The sequence below is a fragment of the Synechococcus lacustris Maggiore-St4-Slac genome (assembly GCF_024345595.1).
GTDB classification, from domain to species: Bacteria; Cyanobacteriota; Cyanobacteriia; order PCC-6307; family Cyanobiaceae; genus Synechococcus_D; species Synechococcus_D lacustris.
This window is the reverse complement of sequence record NZ_JAGQBK010000006.1, coordinates 73,254-88,443: the sequence shown is the minus strand read 5'-3', so window position 1 is coordinate 88,443 and position 15,190 is coordinate 73,254. Positions and strand designations below refer to the sequence as shown.

The 15,190-nt window shown below is 53.4% G+C and carries 20 protein-coding genes; 9 read left to right on the top strand and 11 right to left on the bottom strand.

Annotated features, from left to right (window positions below):
* The first annotated feature begins 4 nt into the window (after positions 1-4).
* Positions 5-1,081, top strand: a complete 1,077-nt coding sequence (locus KBY68_RS06500; RefSeq protein ID WP_255096392.1) for a potassium channel family protein — start codon at positions 5-7, stop codon at positions 1,079-1,081.
* A 36-nt stretch (positions 1,082-1,117) separates the two neighbouring features.
* Positions 1,118-1,873, top strand: coding sequence for a 3-oxoacyl-[acyl-carrier-protein] reductase (gene fabG, locus KBY68_RS06495; protein WP_255096391.1), 756 nt, complete (start codon positions 1,118-1,120; stop codon positions 1,871-1,873).
* Here fabG and KBY68_RS06490 read toward each other — a convergent pair.
* Genes KBY68_RS06490 through KBY68_RS06460 form a run of 7 tightly spaced genes read right to left on the bottom strand, consistent with a single transcriptional unit; the run spans position 1,827 to position 6,992 of the window.
* On the bottom strand, positions 1,827-2,021 hold the full coding sequence (locus tag KBY68_RS06490; RefSeq protein WP_255096390.1) for a hypothetical protein: 195 nt from the start codon (positions 2,019-2,021) through the stop codon (positions 1,827-1,829). The two genes, fabG and KBY68_RS06490, sit on opposite strands and share 47 nt — an antisense overlap.
* A gap of 42 nt (positions 2,022-2,063) precedes the next feature.
* Entirely contained in the window at positions 2,064-2,759 is a 696-nt protein-coding gene (locus KBY68_RS06485; protein WP_255096389.1) for an N-acetylmannosamine-6-phosphate 2-epimerase, read from the bottom strand.
* 5 nt (positions 2,760-2,764) lie between these two features.
* Positions 2,765-3,211: a hypothetical protein gene (locus KBY68_RS06480; RefSeq protein ID WP_255096388.1), complete on the bottom strand. Its 447-nt coding sequence runs from the start codon at positions 3,209-3,211 to the stop codon at positions 2,765-2,767.
* 4 nt (positions 3,212-3,215) lie between these two features.
* Entirely contained in the window at positions 3,216-4,043 is an 828-nt protein-coding gene (locus KBY68_RS06475) for an ABC transporter permease (RefSeq protein WP_106500179.1), read from the bottom strand.
* Positions 4,044-4,084: 41 nt separating this feature from the next.
* Positions 4,085-5,098 (bottom strand): ABC transporter ATP-binding protein, encoded by a 1,014-nt coding sequence (locus KBY68_RS06470; RefSeq protein WP_106500178.1) that lies wholly within the window; start codon positions 5,096-5,098, stop codon positions 4,085-4,087.
* Between the two features lie 24 nt (positions 5,099-5,122).
* On the bottom strand, positions 5,123-6,115 hold the full coding sequence (locus tag KBY68_RS06465) for a heme o synthase (protein ID WP_106500177.1): 993 nt from the start codon (positions 6,113-6,115) through the stop codon (positions 5,123-5,125).
* The gene (locus KBY68_RS06460) at positions 6,108-6,992 is read right to left on the bottom strand and encodes a COX15/CtaA family protein (protein WP_255096387.1); all 885 of its coding nucleotides are present in this window, start codon (positions 6,990-6,992) and stop codon (positions 6,108-6,110) included. Before KBY68_RS06460 ends, KBY68_RS06465 begins: the two co-directional genes overlap by 8 nt.
* Positions 6,993-7,175: 183 nt before the next feature.
* Here KBY68_RS06460 and KBY68_RS06455 point away from each other — a divergent pair, with 183 nt between their 5' ends.
* From KBY68_RS06455 to KBY68_RS06440, 4 genes are read left to right on the top strand one after another with little or no spacing between them, the layout of a single operon-like run.
* Positions 7,176-8,003 carry a cytochrome c oxidase subunit II gene (locus KBY68_RS06455; RefSeq protein ID WP_106500175.1) on the top strand — a complete coding sequence of 276 codons (828 nt, stop codon included), beginning with the start codon at positions 7,176-7,178 and terminating at the stop codon, positions 8,001-8,003.
* Entirely contained in the window at positions 8,000-9,673 is a 1,674-nt protein-coding gene (ctaD, locus tag KBY68_RS06450; RefSeq protein WP_255096386.1) for a cytochrome c oxidase subunit I, read from the top strand. The genes KBY68_RS06455 and ctaD overlap by 4 nt, the downstream gene beginning before the upstream one ends.
* Positions 9,670-10,293 (top strand): cytochrome c oxidase subunit 3, encoded by a 624-nt coding sequence (locus KBY68_RS06445; protein WP_106500173.1) that lies wholly within the window; start codon positions 9,670-9,672, stop codon positions 10,291-10,293. Before ctaD ends, KBY68_RS06445 begins: the two co-directional genes overlap by 4 nt.
* Before the next feature lie 59 nt (positions 10,294-10,352).
* Positions 10,353-10,754, top strand: a complete 402-nt coding sequence (locus KBY68_RS06440; RefSeq protein WP_106500172.1) for an AbrB/MazE/SpoVT family DNA-binding domain-containing protein — start codon at positions 10,353-10,355, stop codon at positions 10,752-10,754.
* Between the two features lie 8 nt (positions 10,755-10,762).
* On the opposite strand, the gene KBY68_RS06435 is transcribed toward KBY68_RS06440, so the two are convergent.
* Positions 10,763-11,320 (bottom strand): HdeD family acid-resistance protein, encoded by a 558-nt coding sequence (locus tag KBY68_RS06435; RefSeq protein WP_255096385.1) that lies wholly within the window; start codon positions 11,318-11,320, stop codon positions 10,763-10,765.
* Positions 11,321-11,353: 33 nt separating this feature from the next.
* Positions 11,354-11,983 (bottom strand): riboflavin synthase, encoded by a 630-nt coding sequence (locus tag KBY68_RS06430; protein ID WP_255096384.1) that lies wholly within the window; start codon positions 11,981-11,983, stop codon positions 11,354-11,356.
* A 54-nt stretch (positions 11,984-12,037) separates the two neighbouring features.
* Here KBY68_RS06430 and KBY68_RS06425 point away from each other — a divergent pair, with 54 nt between their 5' ends.
* Together KBY68_RS06425 and KBY68_RS06420 are read left to right on the top strand one after the other, a co-directional pair.
* On the top strand, positions 12,038-12,568 hold the full coding sequence (locus KBY68_RS06425; protein WP_255096435.1) for a bifunctional nuclease family protein: 531 nt from the start codon (positions 12,038-12,040) through the stop codon (positions 12,566-12,568).
* Positions 12,543-13,691, top strand: a complete 1,149-nt coding sequence (locus KBY68_RS06420; protein ID WP_255096382.1) for an aldo/keto reductase — start codon at positions 12,543-12,545, stop codon at positions 13,689-13,691. The genes KBY68_RS06425 and KBY68_RS06420 overlap by 26 nt, the downstream gene beginning before the upstream one ends.
* A gap of 40 nt (positions 13,692-13,731) precedes the next feature.
* Here the strand turns inward: KBY68_RS06420 and KBY68_RS06415 are convergent, their stop codons facing one another.
* The gene (locus tag KBY68_RS06415; protein ID WP_255096381.1) at positions 13,732-14,001 is read right to left on the bottom strand and encodes a hypothetical protein; all 270 of its coding nucleotides are present in this window, start codon (positions 13,999-14,001) and stop codon (positions 13,732-13,734) included.
* Here KBY68_RS06415 and KBY68_RS06410 point away from each other — a divergent pair.
* Positions 14,000-14,131 (top strand): hypothetical protein, encoded by a 132-nt coding sequence (locus KBY68_RS06410; protein WP_255096380.1) that lies wholly within the window; start codon positions 14,000-14,002, stop codon positions 14,129-14,131. The genes KBY68_RS06415 and KBY68_RS06410 overlap by 2 nt on opposite strands.
* Positions 14,132-14,286: 155 nt before the next feature.
* Here KBY68_RS06410 and KBY68_RS06405 read toward each other — a convergent pair whose 3' ends face one another.
* Positions 14,287-15,186 (bottom strand): type 2 periplasmic-binding domain-containing protein, encoded by a 900-nt coding sequence (locus KBY68_RS06405; RefSeq protein ID WP_255096378.1) that lies wholly within the window; start codon positions 15,184-15,186, stop codon positions 14,287-14,289.
* Between the last annotated feature and the right edge of the window lie 4 nt (positions 15,187-15,190).

Below are 15,190 nucleotides of genomic sequence, written 5' to 3'. Positions count from 1 at the left end.
TCTGATGACGTCTTTTTTACCAAGGCGTTCACGCTGGCGTCCACGCTGGCGAAAGCGCCTTGCCCCCCTGCTAACTACACCATTAATGCCCCTAGCAGTGGTGATTTTTGGTGGCGCCAGCGGCTATCGCCTCACTGAAGGCTGGGATTGGGGTGATTGTTTTTGGCAGGTGGCGATCACGCTCACCACCGTTGGTTATGGCGATCAGGCGATAACTAGCCCAGCTGGCCGCTGGGTAACGGTATTGATGTTGCTAGGCGGCATTGTGGTGGTGCAGCAAACCCTGCAATGGCTGCTTAGTCTGCAGGAAACTGGTTATTTCCAGCGGCGCCGGCGCTGGCAACGGATGCAAGAACTCCAACGCATGCGCAACCACGTAATCGTTTGCGGCTACGGACGCATCGGCAGGGAAATTGCCGAACAGCTAAGCGCTGAAGGTATTGCTGTTTTAGTAATCGAAACCGATCCAGGCCGAATAACAGCCGCCCGCGACCGCCATTTAGAGGTTCTCAATGGTGATGCCACCCTTGATGAAACATTGCAAGAAGCTGGTATTAAGCAGTGCCGTTCATTAGTGGCAGCCTTGCCCAACAATGCCGCCAATCTTTATGTGGTGCTTAGCGCCAGGGGTTTGTGCTCCAGCTGCCGCTTGATTGCAAGGGCAGATAGTGGTGAAGCAGAGCGCAAATTGCGGCAAGCCGGTGCCGATTCAGTGGTTTCTCCCTATATCGCCGGCGGGCGAATCATGGCGGCCACCGCCCTGCGGCCCCTAGCCCTTAATTTTCTTGATCTACTGGCGGGTTCCAACTGCGAAGTTGAGGAATTTCAACTGGTAAATAATCCAAACCTGGCCCATGAGGTGATCGGCCGCAGTTTGATCGACCTAGACCTCGGCAGACGCAGCGGCGGTGCCCTAGTGCTGGCAATTCATGGTGTGGAGGGCTTAGTTGCTAATCCCAGCGGCCACACCACCTTGGCCCCAGGCCAGCGGCTGGTGGTAATGGGTAGCCCCAAGCAGCTTGAGGCCCTGGAAAGGCTTTTGGGTGCTGCCCTTGAAAGCAGCAGTGCGGTGCAGGGTTAAGCGCAACCGTACGATCGCGCCAGTTTCGCTGCCGCCATGAGCCAAGCCACCTCCCCCCTAATGGGCCAAACCGCCCTAGTTACGGGGGCCAGCAGGGGAATTGGCAAAGCCGTTGCCTTAGAACTCGCAGCCGCTGGAGCCACTGTTGCTGTTAATTACGCCAATTCCAATGCCGGCGCCGATGCTGTGGTGGCTGAAATCACAGCCCAAGGGGGCAGCGCCTATGCCCTCCAGGCAGATGTGAGCCAAGAAGAGGAGGTAAACGCCTTGGTGGAGGCTGTTATCAAACGCAGCGGCAGCCTTGATGTGTTGGTTAATAACGCTGGCATCACCCGTGATGGCCTATTGATGCGCATGAAAACAAGCGATTGGCAAGCGGTAATCAACCTCAATCTCACCGGTGTGTTCCTTTGCACCAGGGCTGTTACCAGGCCAATGCTCAAGCAAAAAAGGGGGCGGATTGTGAATATCACCTCGGTGGTGGGCTTAATGGGCAATGCGGGGCAAGCCAACTACGCCGCCGCCAAAGCGGGGGTGATCGGCTTTACGCGAAGCAGCGCCAAGGAATTAGCAAGCCGCGGCATCACCGTTAATGCGGTGGCACCTGGTTTTATTGCAACCGATATGACCAAGGATCTACAAGCCGAAGCTTTACTTGCTGCAATCCCACTAGGGCGCTACGGGGAAGTGGCTGAGGTGGCTGGGGCCGTGCGATTTTTAGCCGCTGATCCAGCCGCTGCATACATCACGGGCCAGGTGTTGCAGGTGGATGGGGGGATGTTGATGGGGTGAGTTCGGTGGCTAATTGTTGACGCAACAAGCGGATCCTCTGAAGCAATTTCAAGCGCCTCCCCCTTGCTGTGAGGGTGAGGGTGATGCGCAAGGGTATGTATATGAGCGCCATCAGCAGGCCTAAAGCCGCTAATACCAGGAAGGTCATCGGCAGAATTCACTCGCGCTAAGGCTAAGCAGCCCTGCTGGTTTAGGGGGTTAATTGGCTCTGTATTTTTTCCACATAACGGGCCACCTGCAGATCCACCCCAGTGATCGCCGTGCCCACCACCACCGCATCCGCACCTTCCACTAACGCACGGCTTGCTTCTGCTGCATTGGCAATGCCGCCCTCACAGATCAAGCCCACTTCTGCTGGTAACTGTTCACGCAGGGGGGCGAGTAATTGCCAGGCGGGGGGCTCCAGCTGAGCAGTGGCTTCGGTGTAGCCAAATAGGGTGGTACCCACCCATTGGCACCCCAAGGCAGCGGCCCGCAAACCATTGGCCAAGCTATCAACATCAGCCATCAAAGGTGCATTCAATTCCATCTGCACCCGCCGCACCAATTCAGCTAACTGCTGCCCCCCTGGCCTGGGGCGTTCGGTGGCATCAATGGCAATCACATCTGCCCCGGCAGACCACACCTGGCGAATTTCATCCCAACCGGGGGTGATATAAACGGAGCTATCTGGAAAACTGCGTTTCCATAGGCCAATGATCAGGGCCTTAGGGCAACGGCGCCGCACAGCACCAATGTGCTCGGGACTCTCTAGTCGCACCCCCACAGCACCATTGAGCAAACTGGCTTCCGCCATGGCAGCAATCACCTCAGGCTCCCGCATGGGAGAACCCTCAGGTGCTTGCACCGAAACGATCAAACCTTTAGGAACAGATGGGTGAGCCATGGCAATCAACTGGCCTGGCGCAGGGGGCCATTCCAGCTGGGCAACCAGCCTCGCAGTCGCCTAGCAACTTCGATTTTTTTCTCAGCTATTGGCTCGGGCGGGCAACTTTCAACAACTTCTTTAACTTCTTTAACTTCTTCATAGTATTTGGCTGAAATTTGTTGAACTGGCATATTTTCAACTAACCTAGTTTCATTAGATATACTTTCAATAGGTATAGTTTCAAGCGCTAAAATATCAACTGGCAACAATTGCTGCTGCCAAAAAGCAAGCGCCTCTGCATTGCTGGCAAGTTTGCGCATCAGCAACTGCAAAGCCCCTGGCCCTTGGCGATGGACGAGCCGTTCGCTGATGCTTTTAAGGCTGGCTCCATCGCCATTTGCCAGGGCTACTTTCAAAGCCTCCTGCTCCTGGCGGGCGCGGGCGGAAAAAGAAAGCAGATGGGGTGCCACGGTTTCAGCTCAATTTCCGGCTGAGAAGGGGCCGGATAGACACAAATAAACCGGCAGAAAGCACCAAAAGCAACAGTAAACATTGGGCGGCGGTGAGGGCTCCATAGGGGGCCTCAAGCACCACAGCATCAAAGGCAAACTGGCCCAGGTATGCAGCTCGGATCGGTTCAATCGCGAAGGTAAGGGGATTTAGGGATGCAAGCCAGCCCAACCAGCCAGGCATGTAGCTGATTGGTGCCAACGCGGTGCTTGCAAACAGCAGGGGCAAGTTGGCAACAAAGATCACTGCGATCAACTCAATATGACCAGGCAAGGCAAAAGCCAAAGCCAAACTCAATGCCGTTACGGCAGCCACCAACAACAGCAAAGTGCCGAGCACCACAAGCAGCCCTGTGCCACCTGGCCAGCCATAACCCAAACCCCAAGCCGCTGCCATGATCGCCAAACTTTGCACCAAGCTCAGGCTGGTGATGTAGAGCACAGAAGCCAGCACTATTGAATAGCGCGAGCGCAGCGGTGCCACCAGCAAACGGTTCAAAAAGCCGAATTCGCGATCAAACATCACCGGCAAGCCGGCATTTAAGGCAGCGCTAAAAGCAGTGAAAACAATCACTCCAGCCCCCAAAAATTTGCCGTAGCTGCCGCCACCGGGGAACAGGCCCATGGGAGCCTTAGCAAATAGGGCACCAAACAACACCAGCCAGATCAACGGTTGCAAAATTCCAGCCACCAAGGTGGATGGCCTGCGTTGCAGCTGTAGAAACAAACGCTTGCTTAAGGCGAGGGTTTCTTGGCTTAGTTCAGCAATGGCAGTGGAGGCAAACACGGGCAAAAATCAATAGGAAAATGAGCTGAAAAGATCAAGCCGCTGGTTCAACGCATGGCCTGCTTTTTCTCCGCCTTGGGATCACGGCTAGAAACGGCCGCCAACTCGGCATCCATCAAGGTGCGGCCGGTGGCTTGCAGGTAAACGTCATCGAGGCTGGGGCGGCTTTGGGCCAAAGAGAACACAGGCACCTCGGCAGCATCTAATTGTTGGCGCAGTTGCAACAAAGCTTCTGAGCCCTCCGCCTCAATCACAAAATTAATCGCGTGGCCCTGGGCACGATTGATCAACACCTGGCTCACCCCTTTAAGGCCCTGAACCAATTGCTGCACCTTTTGGGCCTCATCATGGCTTGCGAATTCCCGCACCCGCAGGGTGATGCGATCACCGCCGAGCTCCCGTTTCAATTCAGCTGGTGTGCCCTCGGCAATCACAGAACCGCGATCCAAAATTGCTAAACGATCAGCCAGGGCATCCACCTCCTCCAGGTAGTGGCTGCTCAACAGGATCGTGGTGCCCTGCTCCCGCAATTGCTGCAGCACATCCCAAAGGGCTGCCCTGCTTTCAATGTCGAGGCCAACGGTGGGCTCATCCAGCACTAAAACAGCAGGGTTGTGGAGCAAACCAGAGGCAAGATCTAAACGGCGGCGCATGCCACCGGAATAGCTACCGCAACGGCGATCCAACCATTCATCCATGCCAAGCAAGGCCGTGAGCATGGCGATCCGCTCCCGGGCCCTGGCGGCGCTCAGGTGATACAAGCTGGCCTGCAGCTCCAAAAGCTCACGGCCACTGAGAATTTTGTCGATCGCCACCTCTTGGGCCACATAGCCCAACTGCTGCCTTGCCCCGCGCGGATCGGCTAAGGCATCAACACCGGCGATTACAACCCTGCCCTGGTCTGGCGCCAGCAGGGTGCAAAGTATGCGTAGGGCTGTGGTTTTACCGGCGCCATTAGGACCAAGCAAGCCATAGAGGCAACCCTTTGGAACCTCAAGGGAAATTCCATCGAGGGCCGTAATGCCGCCGTAGCGCTTGCTGATGTGCTCGAGGGTGATCACAGACGTGTTGGCTTCAATAGCAGCTTAAAAAGGTGCACCACTAAACATGTTGAAGAGGCTTGGCAACTGAAGGTTGAATTGGGCGGCAGCGGTGGTTCTCGCTAGCAAAAGCAATAAACAAATGCCGAAAAGATAAAGAATCGACCAGCGAAATAAACCCTTAGCCCGCACGCGATCGCAGGGATCTTGATGAAGCTGCTGAGCCATCTGCAGCAGGCGGCCATTAAATGGCAGCAGCATCAAGCCATAGAACAAACCACCGGTGGGGAGGATAAAAACACCGAGGAAACTGGCAGCAATGGTTGCCCAGGCGTAGCGAATAATCGCGTTACCCGTCACAAAAGGGCCCTTAACCACAGGCAACATCGGGATGCCTACGGAGCGGTAGTCGTCTTCCAGCAGCAGGGCAAGGGCCCAAAAATGGGCTGGGGTCCAAACCATTACAAGGCCAAACAACCACCAGCCGCCAAGGCCGATGTGACCAGTGGCCGCCGCCGCTCCCACCAAGGGTGGAATCGCTCCAGCCACACCACCAATAACGATGTTTTGGGTGGTGCGGGGCTTAAGCACCACGGTGTAGAGCAACACATAGCTGCAAAGCCCCAAAAGCGACAAACTCGCCGCCAGGCAATTCACCCCCATCACCAGAAGCAAGCCAGCACTGCAGGCAAGGGCAACGGCAATGTTGAACGCTTTAGCTGCACTAAGGCGGCCGGAGGGAAGGGCGCGGCCGCTGGTGCGCAGCATGCGTCCATCAAGCTGTTCCTCCCAAAGGCAATTCAGCACTCCGGCTGCTGCTGCTGCCAAGGCACCGCCGCCAAGGGTGCAGGCCAAACGGGGGGCAGGCATTGGCCAACTTTCCGTTAGTGCCATGCCGCCAAGGGTGGTGGCAAGCAGTAGGGGGATGAGGCGCGGTTTGGCAATTTCAAGCCAGGGGGGCAATTTCAACCTGGCGCGGCTGGGAACCACCTGCTCCCGGGTTGAAAGAGGCACAGCAATGGCAACGGCTTCAGCCATGGGATAACTCCAAAGGTGAATTGGGCCTCAGGGCCAAGGCAACGGCGGGCAAGGTGGCAACTAACAGTGCAGCCAGTAATTGATGGGCAACGGTTACTAAAGGCTCCGCTAGGGCGAGCTTCAAGGTGAGAACACCAAGCACCACTTGGCAGGCAGCCAAGGCACCGGCTGCCACCCCAAGCCTGCGGGCAGCGATGGGGCAAGGGAAAGCCAAGAGCAGAATTGCCAACAGGGCACAACAACTGGCGGCAGGGGTAGCAAGGCTGCGGTGGGCCGAAAGCCAAGCGCAGCCCTCAGCCAAACGCAAACAACGGCCAGAGGCCCATTGGGTTGCCATCAATGCCCCGGCAACGCATTGGCCAAAAACCAACACACCGGCAACAACAGCTAAAAGGCCTGCACCCCGAGGCCTCGGGCCAGGCAATGCTGGATTTAGCAATTGGGCAATGGCGCTTAGCAAGGCAACTAAAAGCAGCGCTGTTGCTAGGTGGGCGGTAACGATGTCGAAGCGCAGTAATTGGCTAACGGTGAGGGCGCCTAGGGCCCCTTGGGTTGCCACCAACAGCAGGGCTAAACCGCTTAACCAGGGCAGCCATCGGGGGCCACTAGCGCGGTTAATCAGCGAAGAAACCAGCAACACAATCAGGCCGATGCCAACGAAAAAGGCATCAAGGCGATGGAACCATTCCAGGAACACCTGGAGATTCATCTCACGGCTAGGCAAGAGGCTGCCGTAGCAGAGGGGCCAATCTGGGCAGGCCAAACCTGCCTCCATAACCCTGGTGGCGCCACCAATTACCACCAGCGCAACCAATGCCACCACCAACTGGCGGGAAAGTTTTAAAGGGTTTAGGGATGGCAGGGTGAAAGGTGTCAAGCCGCGTTGTTGAACAATCCGCTTGAACGCTAGCGATGCTGAAGCGCTGCAAGGCTTAAGCAAGTGTTGTGTTCTGGTTCCGGTGAGGCTTTCAGCATCTGAAAGGAAATCTTTTCCTTCTGATCCTTGCTGAGCCATTCAAATTGCATAGGGTGAAAGGAATGGTTTGTTATCAACGCGCCCATGCGCATTCCCGCCTCGATTATCACCCTGGTTGCTGGCATGGCCTTAGTGCTTGCAGGGTTCTGGGCCGCTAATTACTCAAATCTGCTACCTGAAAGCGCAAGCATTAATGCGCCTGTTTACGACGAACTATTCAAGGTTTTACTTGCGATCGGCACGGTTTTATTGCTGGGAATGACCGGCCTTGTGGTGTTCAGCTTGGTGCGTTTTCGCCGCAAAGAAGGCGACACCCTCGATGGCCCAGCAATCGAAGGCAACCTTTCGCTTGAGCTTTTTTGGACCGTAATTCCAGCGGTGGTGGTGCTATTTATTGGCATCTACAGCTACGACATCTACGACCGCATGGGCGGCATGGCTGATCTAAATGGCCACGGGGCAATGCATGCCTCTGAGCAATTGGCTTCCGTGCGCACCAGTGGCCCCCAAGACCAAGAGCGCATCTGGGGAGGGATTGCCCCCACCGGCGATAGCAATGTTTTACCCGTTGAGGTAACAGCGCTGCAATTTGCTTTTATCTTCCACTATCCAATGCAAAACATCACCAGTGGTGAACTTCACGTTCCCACGGGTCAAATGGTGGAATTACGCATGAAAGCAAACGATGTTATTCATGCTTTTTGGGTACCCCAATTTCGAATCAAGCAAGATATTATCCCTGGCCAAACAACGGTTCTAAGTTTCACCGCTAAAAAAAGTGGCGACTACCCAATTGTTTGCGCTGAACTTTGTGGCCCATATCACGGCGGGATGCGATCCCACGTGGTTGTTCAAGAACCTGATGGCTTTGATGCCTGGATAGAGAAAAACACCCCCGCCACCCTCTCATGACAATTGCTCTACCGCCAATTAAAAGCCCAGAGGCCCACAGCAGCCTGCAACCAACCAGCTGGTTGCGCTATTTCAGCTTCAGCCTTGATCACAAAGTAATCGGTTTACAATACATAGTTTGTGGTTTTCTTTTCTATTTTGTGGGTGGTGCACTGGCAGGGGTTATCCGAACCGAATTAGCCACACCAATATCTGATTTCGTTAGCAGAGAAACCTATAACCAAGTGCTCACGTTGCACGGCACCATAATGATTTTCCTCTGGATAGTGCCAGTGGTTAATGGTGGCTTTGGCAACTACCTGATCCCATTTTATGTGGGCGCCCGCGACATGGCCTTCCCAAGGCTTAATGCAGTTGCCTTCTGGATGATCCCCCCGGCTGGCCTATTACTAATCAGCAGCTACTTCATTGGTGGAGCAGCCCAAGCCGGCTGGACAGCCTACCCACCGCTGAGTATTACAACCCCAGCCATGGGTCAAATAATTTGGATTGTGAGTGTGCTGCTTTTGGGGGGAAGTTCAATATTTGGTGGTATTAATTTCATCGCAACCATCTTGAAATTCCGCCAGCCGGGCCTGAAGTTATTACAGCTACCCATGTATTGCTGGGCGATGCTTGGCACAAGCATCTTGGTGGTGCTATCAACTCCGGTTTTAGCAGGCACATTAATACTGTTGAGTATGGATATCGTTGCCCACACAGGATTTTTCAATCCTTCCCAAGGTGGCAATGTTGTTGTTTACCAGCACCTTTTCTGGTTCTATTCCCACCCAGCTGTTTACATAATGGTGTTGCCAGCCTTTGGCTTGGTAAGCGAGATATTACCAATTCATGCCCGTAAACCATTGTTTGGCTACGTAACTATGGTTTACTCAATCCTTGCCATTGTTGTGCTTGGTTTAGTTGTGTGGGCCCATCACATGTTCACCAGTGGCACACCGCCTTGGATGAGGCTCTTTTTTACGATTGCCACAGCATTTATTGCAGTTCCAACTGGAATCAAATTTTTCAATTGGATCGCCACCCTATGGCAGGGTCGCATCGCCCTTAATAGTGCCATGTTATTTTCCTGCGCCTTCATCCTTCAGTTTGTATTTGGAGGAATCACTGGAGTTGCCCTAGCTCAGGTTCCATTTGATGTGCATGTTCACGACACATACTTTGTTGTTGCCCACTTCCATTACATTGTTTATGGAGGCACAGTATTTGTGATATTTGCCTCTATCTATCATTGGTATCCCAAATTCACAGGTCATATGGCAAATGAACATTTGGGCCGCCTGCATTTGCTTTTAACTGTTATTGGCTTCAACCTTTGTTTTGGTCCCCAACATTGGCTCGGCCTCAATGGCATGCCAAGGCGTGTGGCTGAATACGACCCCCAATTCACTTTGATGAATCAAGTTAGTAGCGTGGGTGCCCTTTTGATGGCGATCAGCACCATACCCTTTCTAATTAATGTGATCGGTAGCATCTGGTGGGGCGCCAAAGCCGGCGACAACCCCTGGAGAGCTCTAACACCTGAATGGCTTACCAGTTCTCCCCCGCCAGTAGAGAACTGGAAGGGGGCGGCACCATTGGTGCATGAACCTTACGGCTATGGCACTGAACTGGGCGTAATTGATTTAAAAGTTGCCACCGGCAGTGATCTTTGGAGGAACCCCCAATGACAACAACACAACCTGCTATTGAAAGTGCTGAACAAGCCAACACTCTTTCAACAGAACACTCTTCACACGGCCACGACGAACATCCGGATTTACGGATGTTTGGTTTAGCTACCTTTCTGGTGGCCGATGGCATGACCTTTGCTGGTTTTTTTGCCGCCTATCTCACCTTCAGGGCTGTTAATCCCCTGCCGGCGGGAGCCATCTACGAACTTGAGCTGCTGCTACCTACAATTAATACCGCCATCTTGATTGCCAGCAGTTTCACCTTCCATAGGGCCAGCAAGGAGCTGATGAAAGCCAATATGGGCGCATGTAGAGCCTGGTTGCTCACCACAGCATTGATGGGGATCGCTTTTCTAGGCGGCCAGATGTATGAGTATTTCCACTTGCCATTTGGCTTAACCGATAACCTATTTGCCAGCACTTTTTATGCTCTCACTGGCTTTCATGGCCTCCACGTAACCCTTGGAGCCCTAATGATTCTGATCGTTTGGGCCCAGGCTGCCAGGCCCGGTTATTTCACCCCGGAGAAACATTTCGGCATTGCTGCTGTTGAACTTTATTGGCATTTTGTGGATGTGATTTGGGTGGTTCTGTTCGGACTTCTTTATCTGCTTTGAAAAGCGGTTGCCAGCACCACCCCAAGGGCGTCAGAATCAGTTGAGCTTTGATTTTTATAATGATCCCCAGCGAACAACTTATGGGCGAAGCCCTATTGAATCGAACCAGGGATCTAAGCAGCAATAGCGTTGAGCAAATTGCAAAGGCATGCGGTTATGTGGGGCCTGGCGGACGGGTATTAAAAAAAGCATTCCTAAAAGCGTTAGTACATGCAAAAGGGTTTGCCATACCAGAAGTTGATAGCGATGGATTTCGCGGCAGGCAGGCTGAATATCGCACCCGGGTGCATGGCAATGGCAATCTTTTGGTTGGCCATGCCTACACAAAACGCTTGGGGTTAGAACCCGGCCAAGAATGCAGCATTGAACTGCACCAAGAAACGGGCACCATTTGGCTTAGGCCCCTCACCGCTAAGGATGAGGGGGAAACTGAAGCGCAAGAAATTAGCGATGCTGAATAGTTTTTAATTCAAGCTTTTTTTGATTTGTTATCGCCGTGCAGGCAACTACCAAAAGCAATTAAATCAATACCTGAAAATACAAAACTAATCCCAACTAAAATTCCCAAAACCGATAGCAGCCCCCAAAATTTCATAGAAATAATCAGTGCTCCAAGGATCAAAGTAACCACCCCATTTGCCAATCCCCAGCGCCAGCCGTTAATTTCCCGGTGGTTGAGGGAAGCAACGATTGCCACAACACCCTCCACTAAAAATACGATGCCTATAGCCACGGCCAAGGCCAGCACCTGAGCGGCTGCATCAAATGGGCCACTGGAGATTTGTTGCAATATTGAAAAGCCAGCGATCAGAAATAGGGTGGAAACCACCAAACGCCAAAACACTAACCATGCCTTTAAGTCATGGCGGCGACTGATGTTATTGATCCAACCAATAATGCCGCCGAGCAAAAATGCAATGCCCACCACTGCCGTAACACCAAAAGAGGCAACCACCGGAAATATCAATGCTAAAAAGCCTAAAACGAGCAAAAGAATGCCCTCGGCGATCGTGAAAGTTTTCAACATGGTTTCAGAAGGGGAAAGGCAACCAATAATGATTTAAACAGTCCAGCCATTTTGAAGCAACCAATGTTCATCAATGGCGTTAGAGGCGGGAGATCGAAGTAGTTTTTCCACATATTTAGCTAATAAATCAGCTTCCAAATTAACGCGATCACCAATTTTTAGATATTTAAGGGTGGTTTGCTCCCAGCTCACCGGAATAACCGCCAGCCAAAAACTAGCGCCCGCACCAGTGCCAGCAATGGTGAGGCTGATGCCATTCACAGTAATGCTGCCCTTATCGCAGATATAGCGATCAAAGCTTTGATCTTCCCATGCCAATTCAAGGCGCCAGGAATTGCCCAGGGATTGGATTGCCCGCACCACACCAAGGCCATCCACATGGCCACTCACGAAATGGCCGCCGAGGCGATCACCCACCGCAAGGGCCGGCTCAAGATTCACCCACCCCCCCGCCTGGGCAAGGGTGGTGCGGCTCAGGGTTTCTGGGCTCACATCAGCTTCAAAACCATCACTGGTTAATTTCCGCACCGTTAGGCAAACCCCATCCACAGCAACGCTGTCCCCAAGGGCTAAAGGGGCAAGCTGTTGCCCTTGGCATTGCACCCGCAGCCCGCCGGCTATGGGGTGCACCTGGCCGATGGCCTGCACTAATCCGGTAAACATGGCCCTGGCAGTGCATACATAGCCATAATCATGGGAGCACACCGCACCGTTGCCATGGTGGAAATGACGGTGGCTGGGATAGCCCTTGATGCCGCCAGTAGAAGCCCGATAGTGCTTTTGCGTGATCCCTCCGGCCGGCGGCAAGTGCCGATCTGGATTGATCAATCCCAGGCTCAAAATATTGTGGCCGGGTTGCAGGAACTAGCGCCGCCGCGACCGCTCAGCCACGACCTAATGGCAAATCTGATGGCCGTGGCTGGCTTGGAGCTGGAACGGGTGATTATCCACAGCATCGAAGCCAACACTTTTAGGGCTGTTTTGAAAGTTACCGACACCGTTGGTGAAAACCACGAAATCGACTGTCGCCCCAGCGATGCCATCGCCCTTGCTTTGCGCACCGGCAGCGGTTTATGGATGCTGGAGGAAGTTGTAAGTGATGCCTCGATTCCAGTGGATGCCGAAGCTGATGCTGAAGAAATCGCCGATTTTCGCCGCTTTGTTGATGGCTTAAGCCCCGCTGATTTGATTCGCCAACAGGGCAAAGCCCAGCCCGATAGTGATGCCAATTCAAAGCCAAGCAGCTGAATCCCCAGGCCAACGCCCCTTTGGCAAGGGGCCAGCTGTATCCCTATTCACCCTTGGCACCATGCGGGCCCTTACTGGGCCCAGCCAGTTGCAGGAGGTGCTGGAGGCGGCCGTAGCCATTGGCATCAACCACCTGGAAACGGCACCGGCCTACGGCCAAAGTGAGTGTTACCTAGGCCTTGCAATTAAACGTTTAGCGATCAAGCCAAAACAGCTAGTAATCACAACTAAAATATTGCCTGGCATGAACTTGGCAGCGGCAAAAGAGCAATTGCAACGCAGCCTGGAACGCTTGGGCATTACCCATCTGAACAATCTTGCCGTACATGGCATCAACCTCAAGCAGCATTTGGCTTGGGCCCTAGCTGGCCCCGGCGCTGAATTTATGGCCTGGGCCCTGGGGGAGAAGTTGGTTGGCCAGGTGGGGTTCAGCAGCCATGGCAGCCCGGAATTAATTAGTGCTGCCATCAGCAGTGGTTGTTTTGCCTTTGCAAACCTGCATTTGCATTTGTTTGATCCCCTACGGCTGCCGCTAGCCCAAATGGCGCTGGCTAGGGGCATGGGAGTGCTTGCAATTTCTCCGGCCGATAAGGGCGGGCAACTTTATGCGCCACCAGCATTGCTGCTGCAACACTGCGCCCCTTTTCAGCCGCTCGAGCTGGCCTATCGATTTTTATTGGCCCAAGGGATCAGCAGCCTCAGCCTTGGGGCTGCCAAACCAAGCGATCTGAATTGGGCCGAAAAGCTGGCCAACGCTGATGGGCCCCTAACAGCTGAGGAAAGCAGAGCCATCGAAAACCTGCATCAACAAGAGCGGCAACGCTTGGGTGATAGCCATTGCGGCCAATGCCGCGAATGTTTGCCCTGCCCGAATCAAGTGCCGATTCCTGAAATGTTGCGGCTGCGCAATCTGGCCCTTGGCCACAACATGCTCAGCCATGCCAAAGAGCGCTACGCAATGGCAGGTAATGCCGGCCATTGGTTTGAACAACACAATGCCAGTGCATGCGCTGCCTGTGGCAATTGCATCCCGCGCTGCCCCTTAAATTTGCCTATTCCGGCTTTGCTCACGGAAACCCATCAACTACTAGCCAGCAAACCCGGCAGGCGCCTTTGGGATTAATCGCCACTAACTCAAACCAATGAAGTAAATAAACCAGCCATTAACGAGCCGGTTTATTTGGCGATCCACCATTGCAAAAATTAGCTGCAATAGACAGGCGATCTCCACCCTTAATGCGTGGGCTATTGCGATCCAACCAAGCCAAACCGCCGTCGAAGCACTTGTTCCACCTTGAAGCCTGGCCAGCAATGGGGCCAAGCGACAAAGCAATAGAAACCGAGCTTGCTGTTGCCACCAGCGCCAGAACTGGGAAAAGGTGAGCGTTGATCATTTCTCGAACGCTGAGCTTTCGCCCTTCGTGATCAGCCATGGGAGCGGACGCAGCAAAATTGTTTGTTGCACACGATTCTCACCCATTTTTTGTTTTTCAATGCAATCTGCAACAAACCTTTTGGAAAGCAAAATATTTCTGGGGCGCTGATTTAGGCAAGAATATTTGAATATATCATTACCTGCTTTACATGTTCAATTTTGCATAGATATTTCAAAGAGGCATTACAGCAAACGCAGGATAAATAGGCATGAATTTCATCGGAAAATTTCTCTGGCTTGGTTAAATAATTGCTATTTGCGGCTTATTTATTACAGTATCTATTTATATAATAGTGGTGCATCTCTCCAATAATTCAGCAGTCGGCCGCAACAACTGGGCCTGGGGTTGGCGAGATAGGGCTGCCGCTAATAGCTTCAGCTTCAAAGGAGGGGTAAAACCAGCCCGCAACAATTGATCAAGTAATGGTGATTTACTTGGAGCCAGCAACCACTCCAAGGGTGGGATAGCAGCTGCAGAAGCAGGCCGCACCAGCAAATTCCACCAAAGCGGTGCACCTTGAATTGGTAGAAACGCCCTTAGGCGGCTATCGCTTCTCAGCAATGGCACTACCGCTCTACTGGGCAACACCGCCGCCTGAGCTTCTCCATTCAGCAGCAGTGTTAGGGCATCTACATCATTAAAACCAAGGGCCTGTTGCTTTAGCTGTTCCATTATTTCGGCTTGGTTGCCGATCCGTTTGGCAATATCCAAAACCACCCTTTGGCTTGCCGGCAACAACAATTGCCCCCGCAAACTGGGGTGCAATAACAATTGCCATCCAGCTTTATCGGCAAGCGATTGCCATAGATCAGGCCGATCGCGCAATACCAGCAGCCACGGGCCCATCGCCACAGGTAATCCCCAGGGGAGCAAGGCCTGGGCCTCTGGCATCAACAACTCCGTAGCGGCGCTAGCGGGCCAAGGCAGCCAATGGCTGGCTGGTTGGCTGGTGGCCCAGCCATCGGTAAGTGCTAAGGGGCCAAGGCCCTGGCCAGGCTTTGGTAATCCAGTGCCCAATGGGATGCTTTCAAACCCCCAACCGGCTGGTAAACGCTGCAACCAAGCCCGTGGCAGGGTGCCGTTTTGAACGCCTAAACGCCGCTTAGGCCCGCTGCAGGCAGCCAGCAACCCAGCACCTGATAACAGCGCTAACAACGAACGGCGAGTGAGCGGCGTAGTCATGGGG

Bases quoted from the DNA above. Each gene is read 5' to 3' on its own strand.
- KBY68_RS06500 (WP_255096392.1), top strand. From the start codon at position 5: ATGACGTCTTTTTTACCAAGGCGTTCACGCTGGCGTCCACGCTGGCGA.
- fabG (WP_255096391.1), top strand. From the start codon at position 1,118: ATGAGCCAAGCCACCTCCCCCCTAATGGGCCAAACCGCCCTAGTTACG.
- KBY68_RS06490 (WP_255096390.1), bottom strand. From the start codon at position 2,021: ATGACCTTCCTGGTATTAGCGGCTTTAGGCCTGCTGATGGCGCTCATA.
- KBY68_RS06485 (WP_255096389.1), bottom strand. From the start codon at position 2,759: ATGGCTCACCCATCTGTTCCTAAAGGTTTGATCGTTTCGGTGCAAGCA.
- KBY68_RS06465 (WP_106500177.1), bottom strand. From the start codon at position 6,115: ATGGCTGAAGCCGTTGCCATTGCTGTGCCTCTTTCAACCCGGGAGCAG.
- KBY68_RS06455 (WP_106500175.1), top strand. From the start codon at position 7,176: ATGCGCATTCCCGCCTCGATTATCACCCTGGTTGCTGGCATGGCCTTA.
- ctaD (WP_255096386.1), top strand. From the start codon at position 8,000: ATGACAATTGCTCTACCGCCAATTAAAAGCCCAGAGGCCCACAGCAGC.
- KBY68_RS06445 (WP_106500173.1), top strand. From the start codon at position 9,670: ATGACAACAACACAACCTGCTATTGAAAGTGCTGAACAAGCCAACACT.
- KBY68_RS06440 (WP_106500172.1), top strand. From the start codon at position 10,353: ATGATCCCCAGCGAACAACTTATGGGCGAAGCCCTATTGAATCGAACC.
- KBY68_RS06435 (WP_255096385.1), bottom strand. From the start codon at position 11,320: ATGTTGAAAACTTTCACGATCGCCGAGGGCATTCTTTTGCTCGTTTTA.
- KBY68_RS06430 (WP_255096384.1), bottom strand. From the start codon at position 11,983: ATGTTTACCGGATTAGTGCAGGCCATCGGCCAGGTGCACCCCATAGCC.
- KBY68_RS06425 (WP_255096435.1), top strand. From the start codon at position 12,038: ATGGTGGAAATGACGGTGGCTGGGATAGCCCTTGATGCCGCCAGTAGA.
- KBY68_RS06420 (WP_255096382.1), top strand. From the start codon at position 12,543: ATGCCAATTCAAAGCCAAGCAGCTGAATCCCCAGGCCAACGCCCCTTT.
- KBY68_RS06410 (WP_255096380.1), top strand. From the start codon at position 14,000: ATGGGAGCGGACGCAGCAAAATTGTTTGTTGCACACGATTCTCACCCA.
- KBY68_RS06415 (WP_255096381.1), bottom strand. From the start codon at position 14,001: ATGGCTGATCACGAAGGGCGAAAGCTCAGCGTTCGAGAAATGATCAAC.
- KBY68_RS06405 (WP_255096378.1), bottom strand. From the start codon at position 15,186: ATGACTACGCCGCTCACTCGCCGTTCGTTGTTAGCGCTGTTATCAGGT.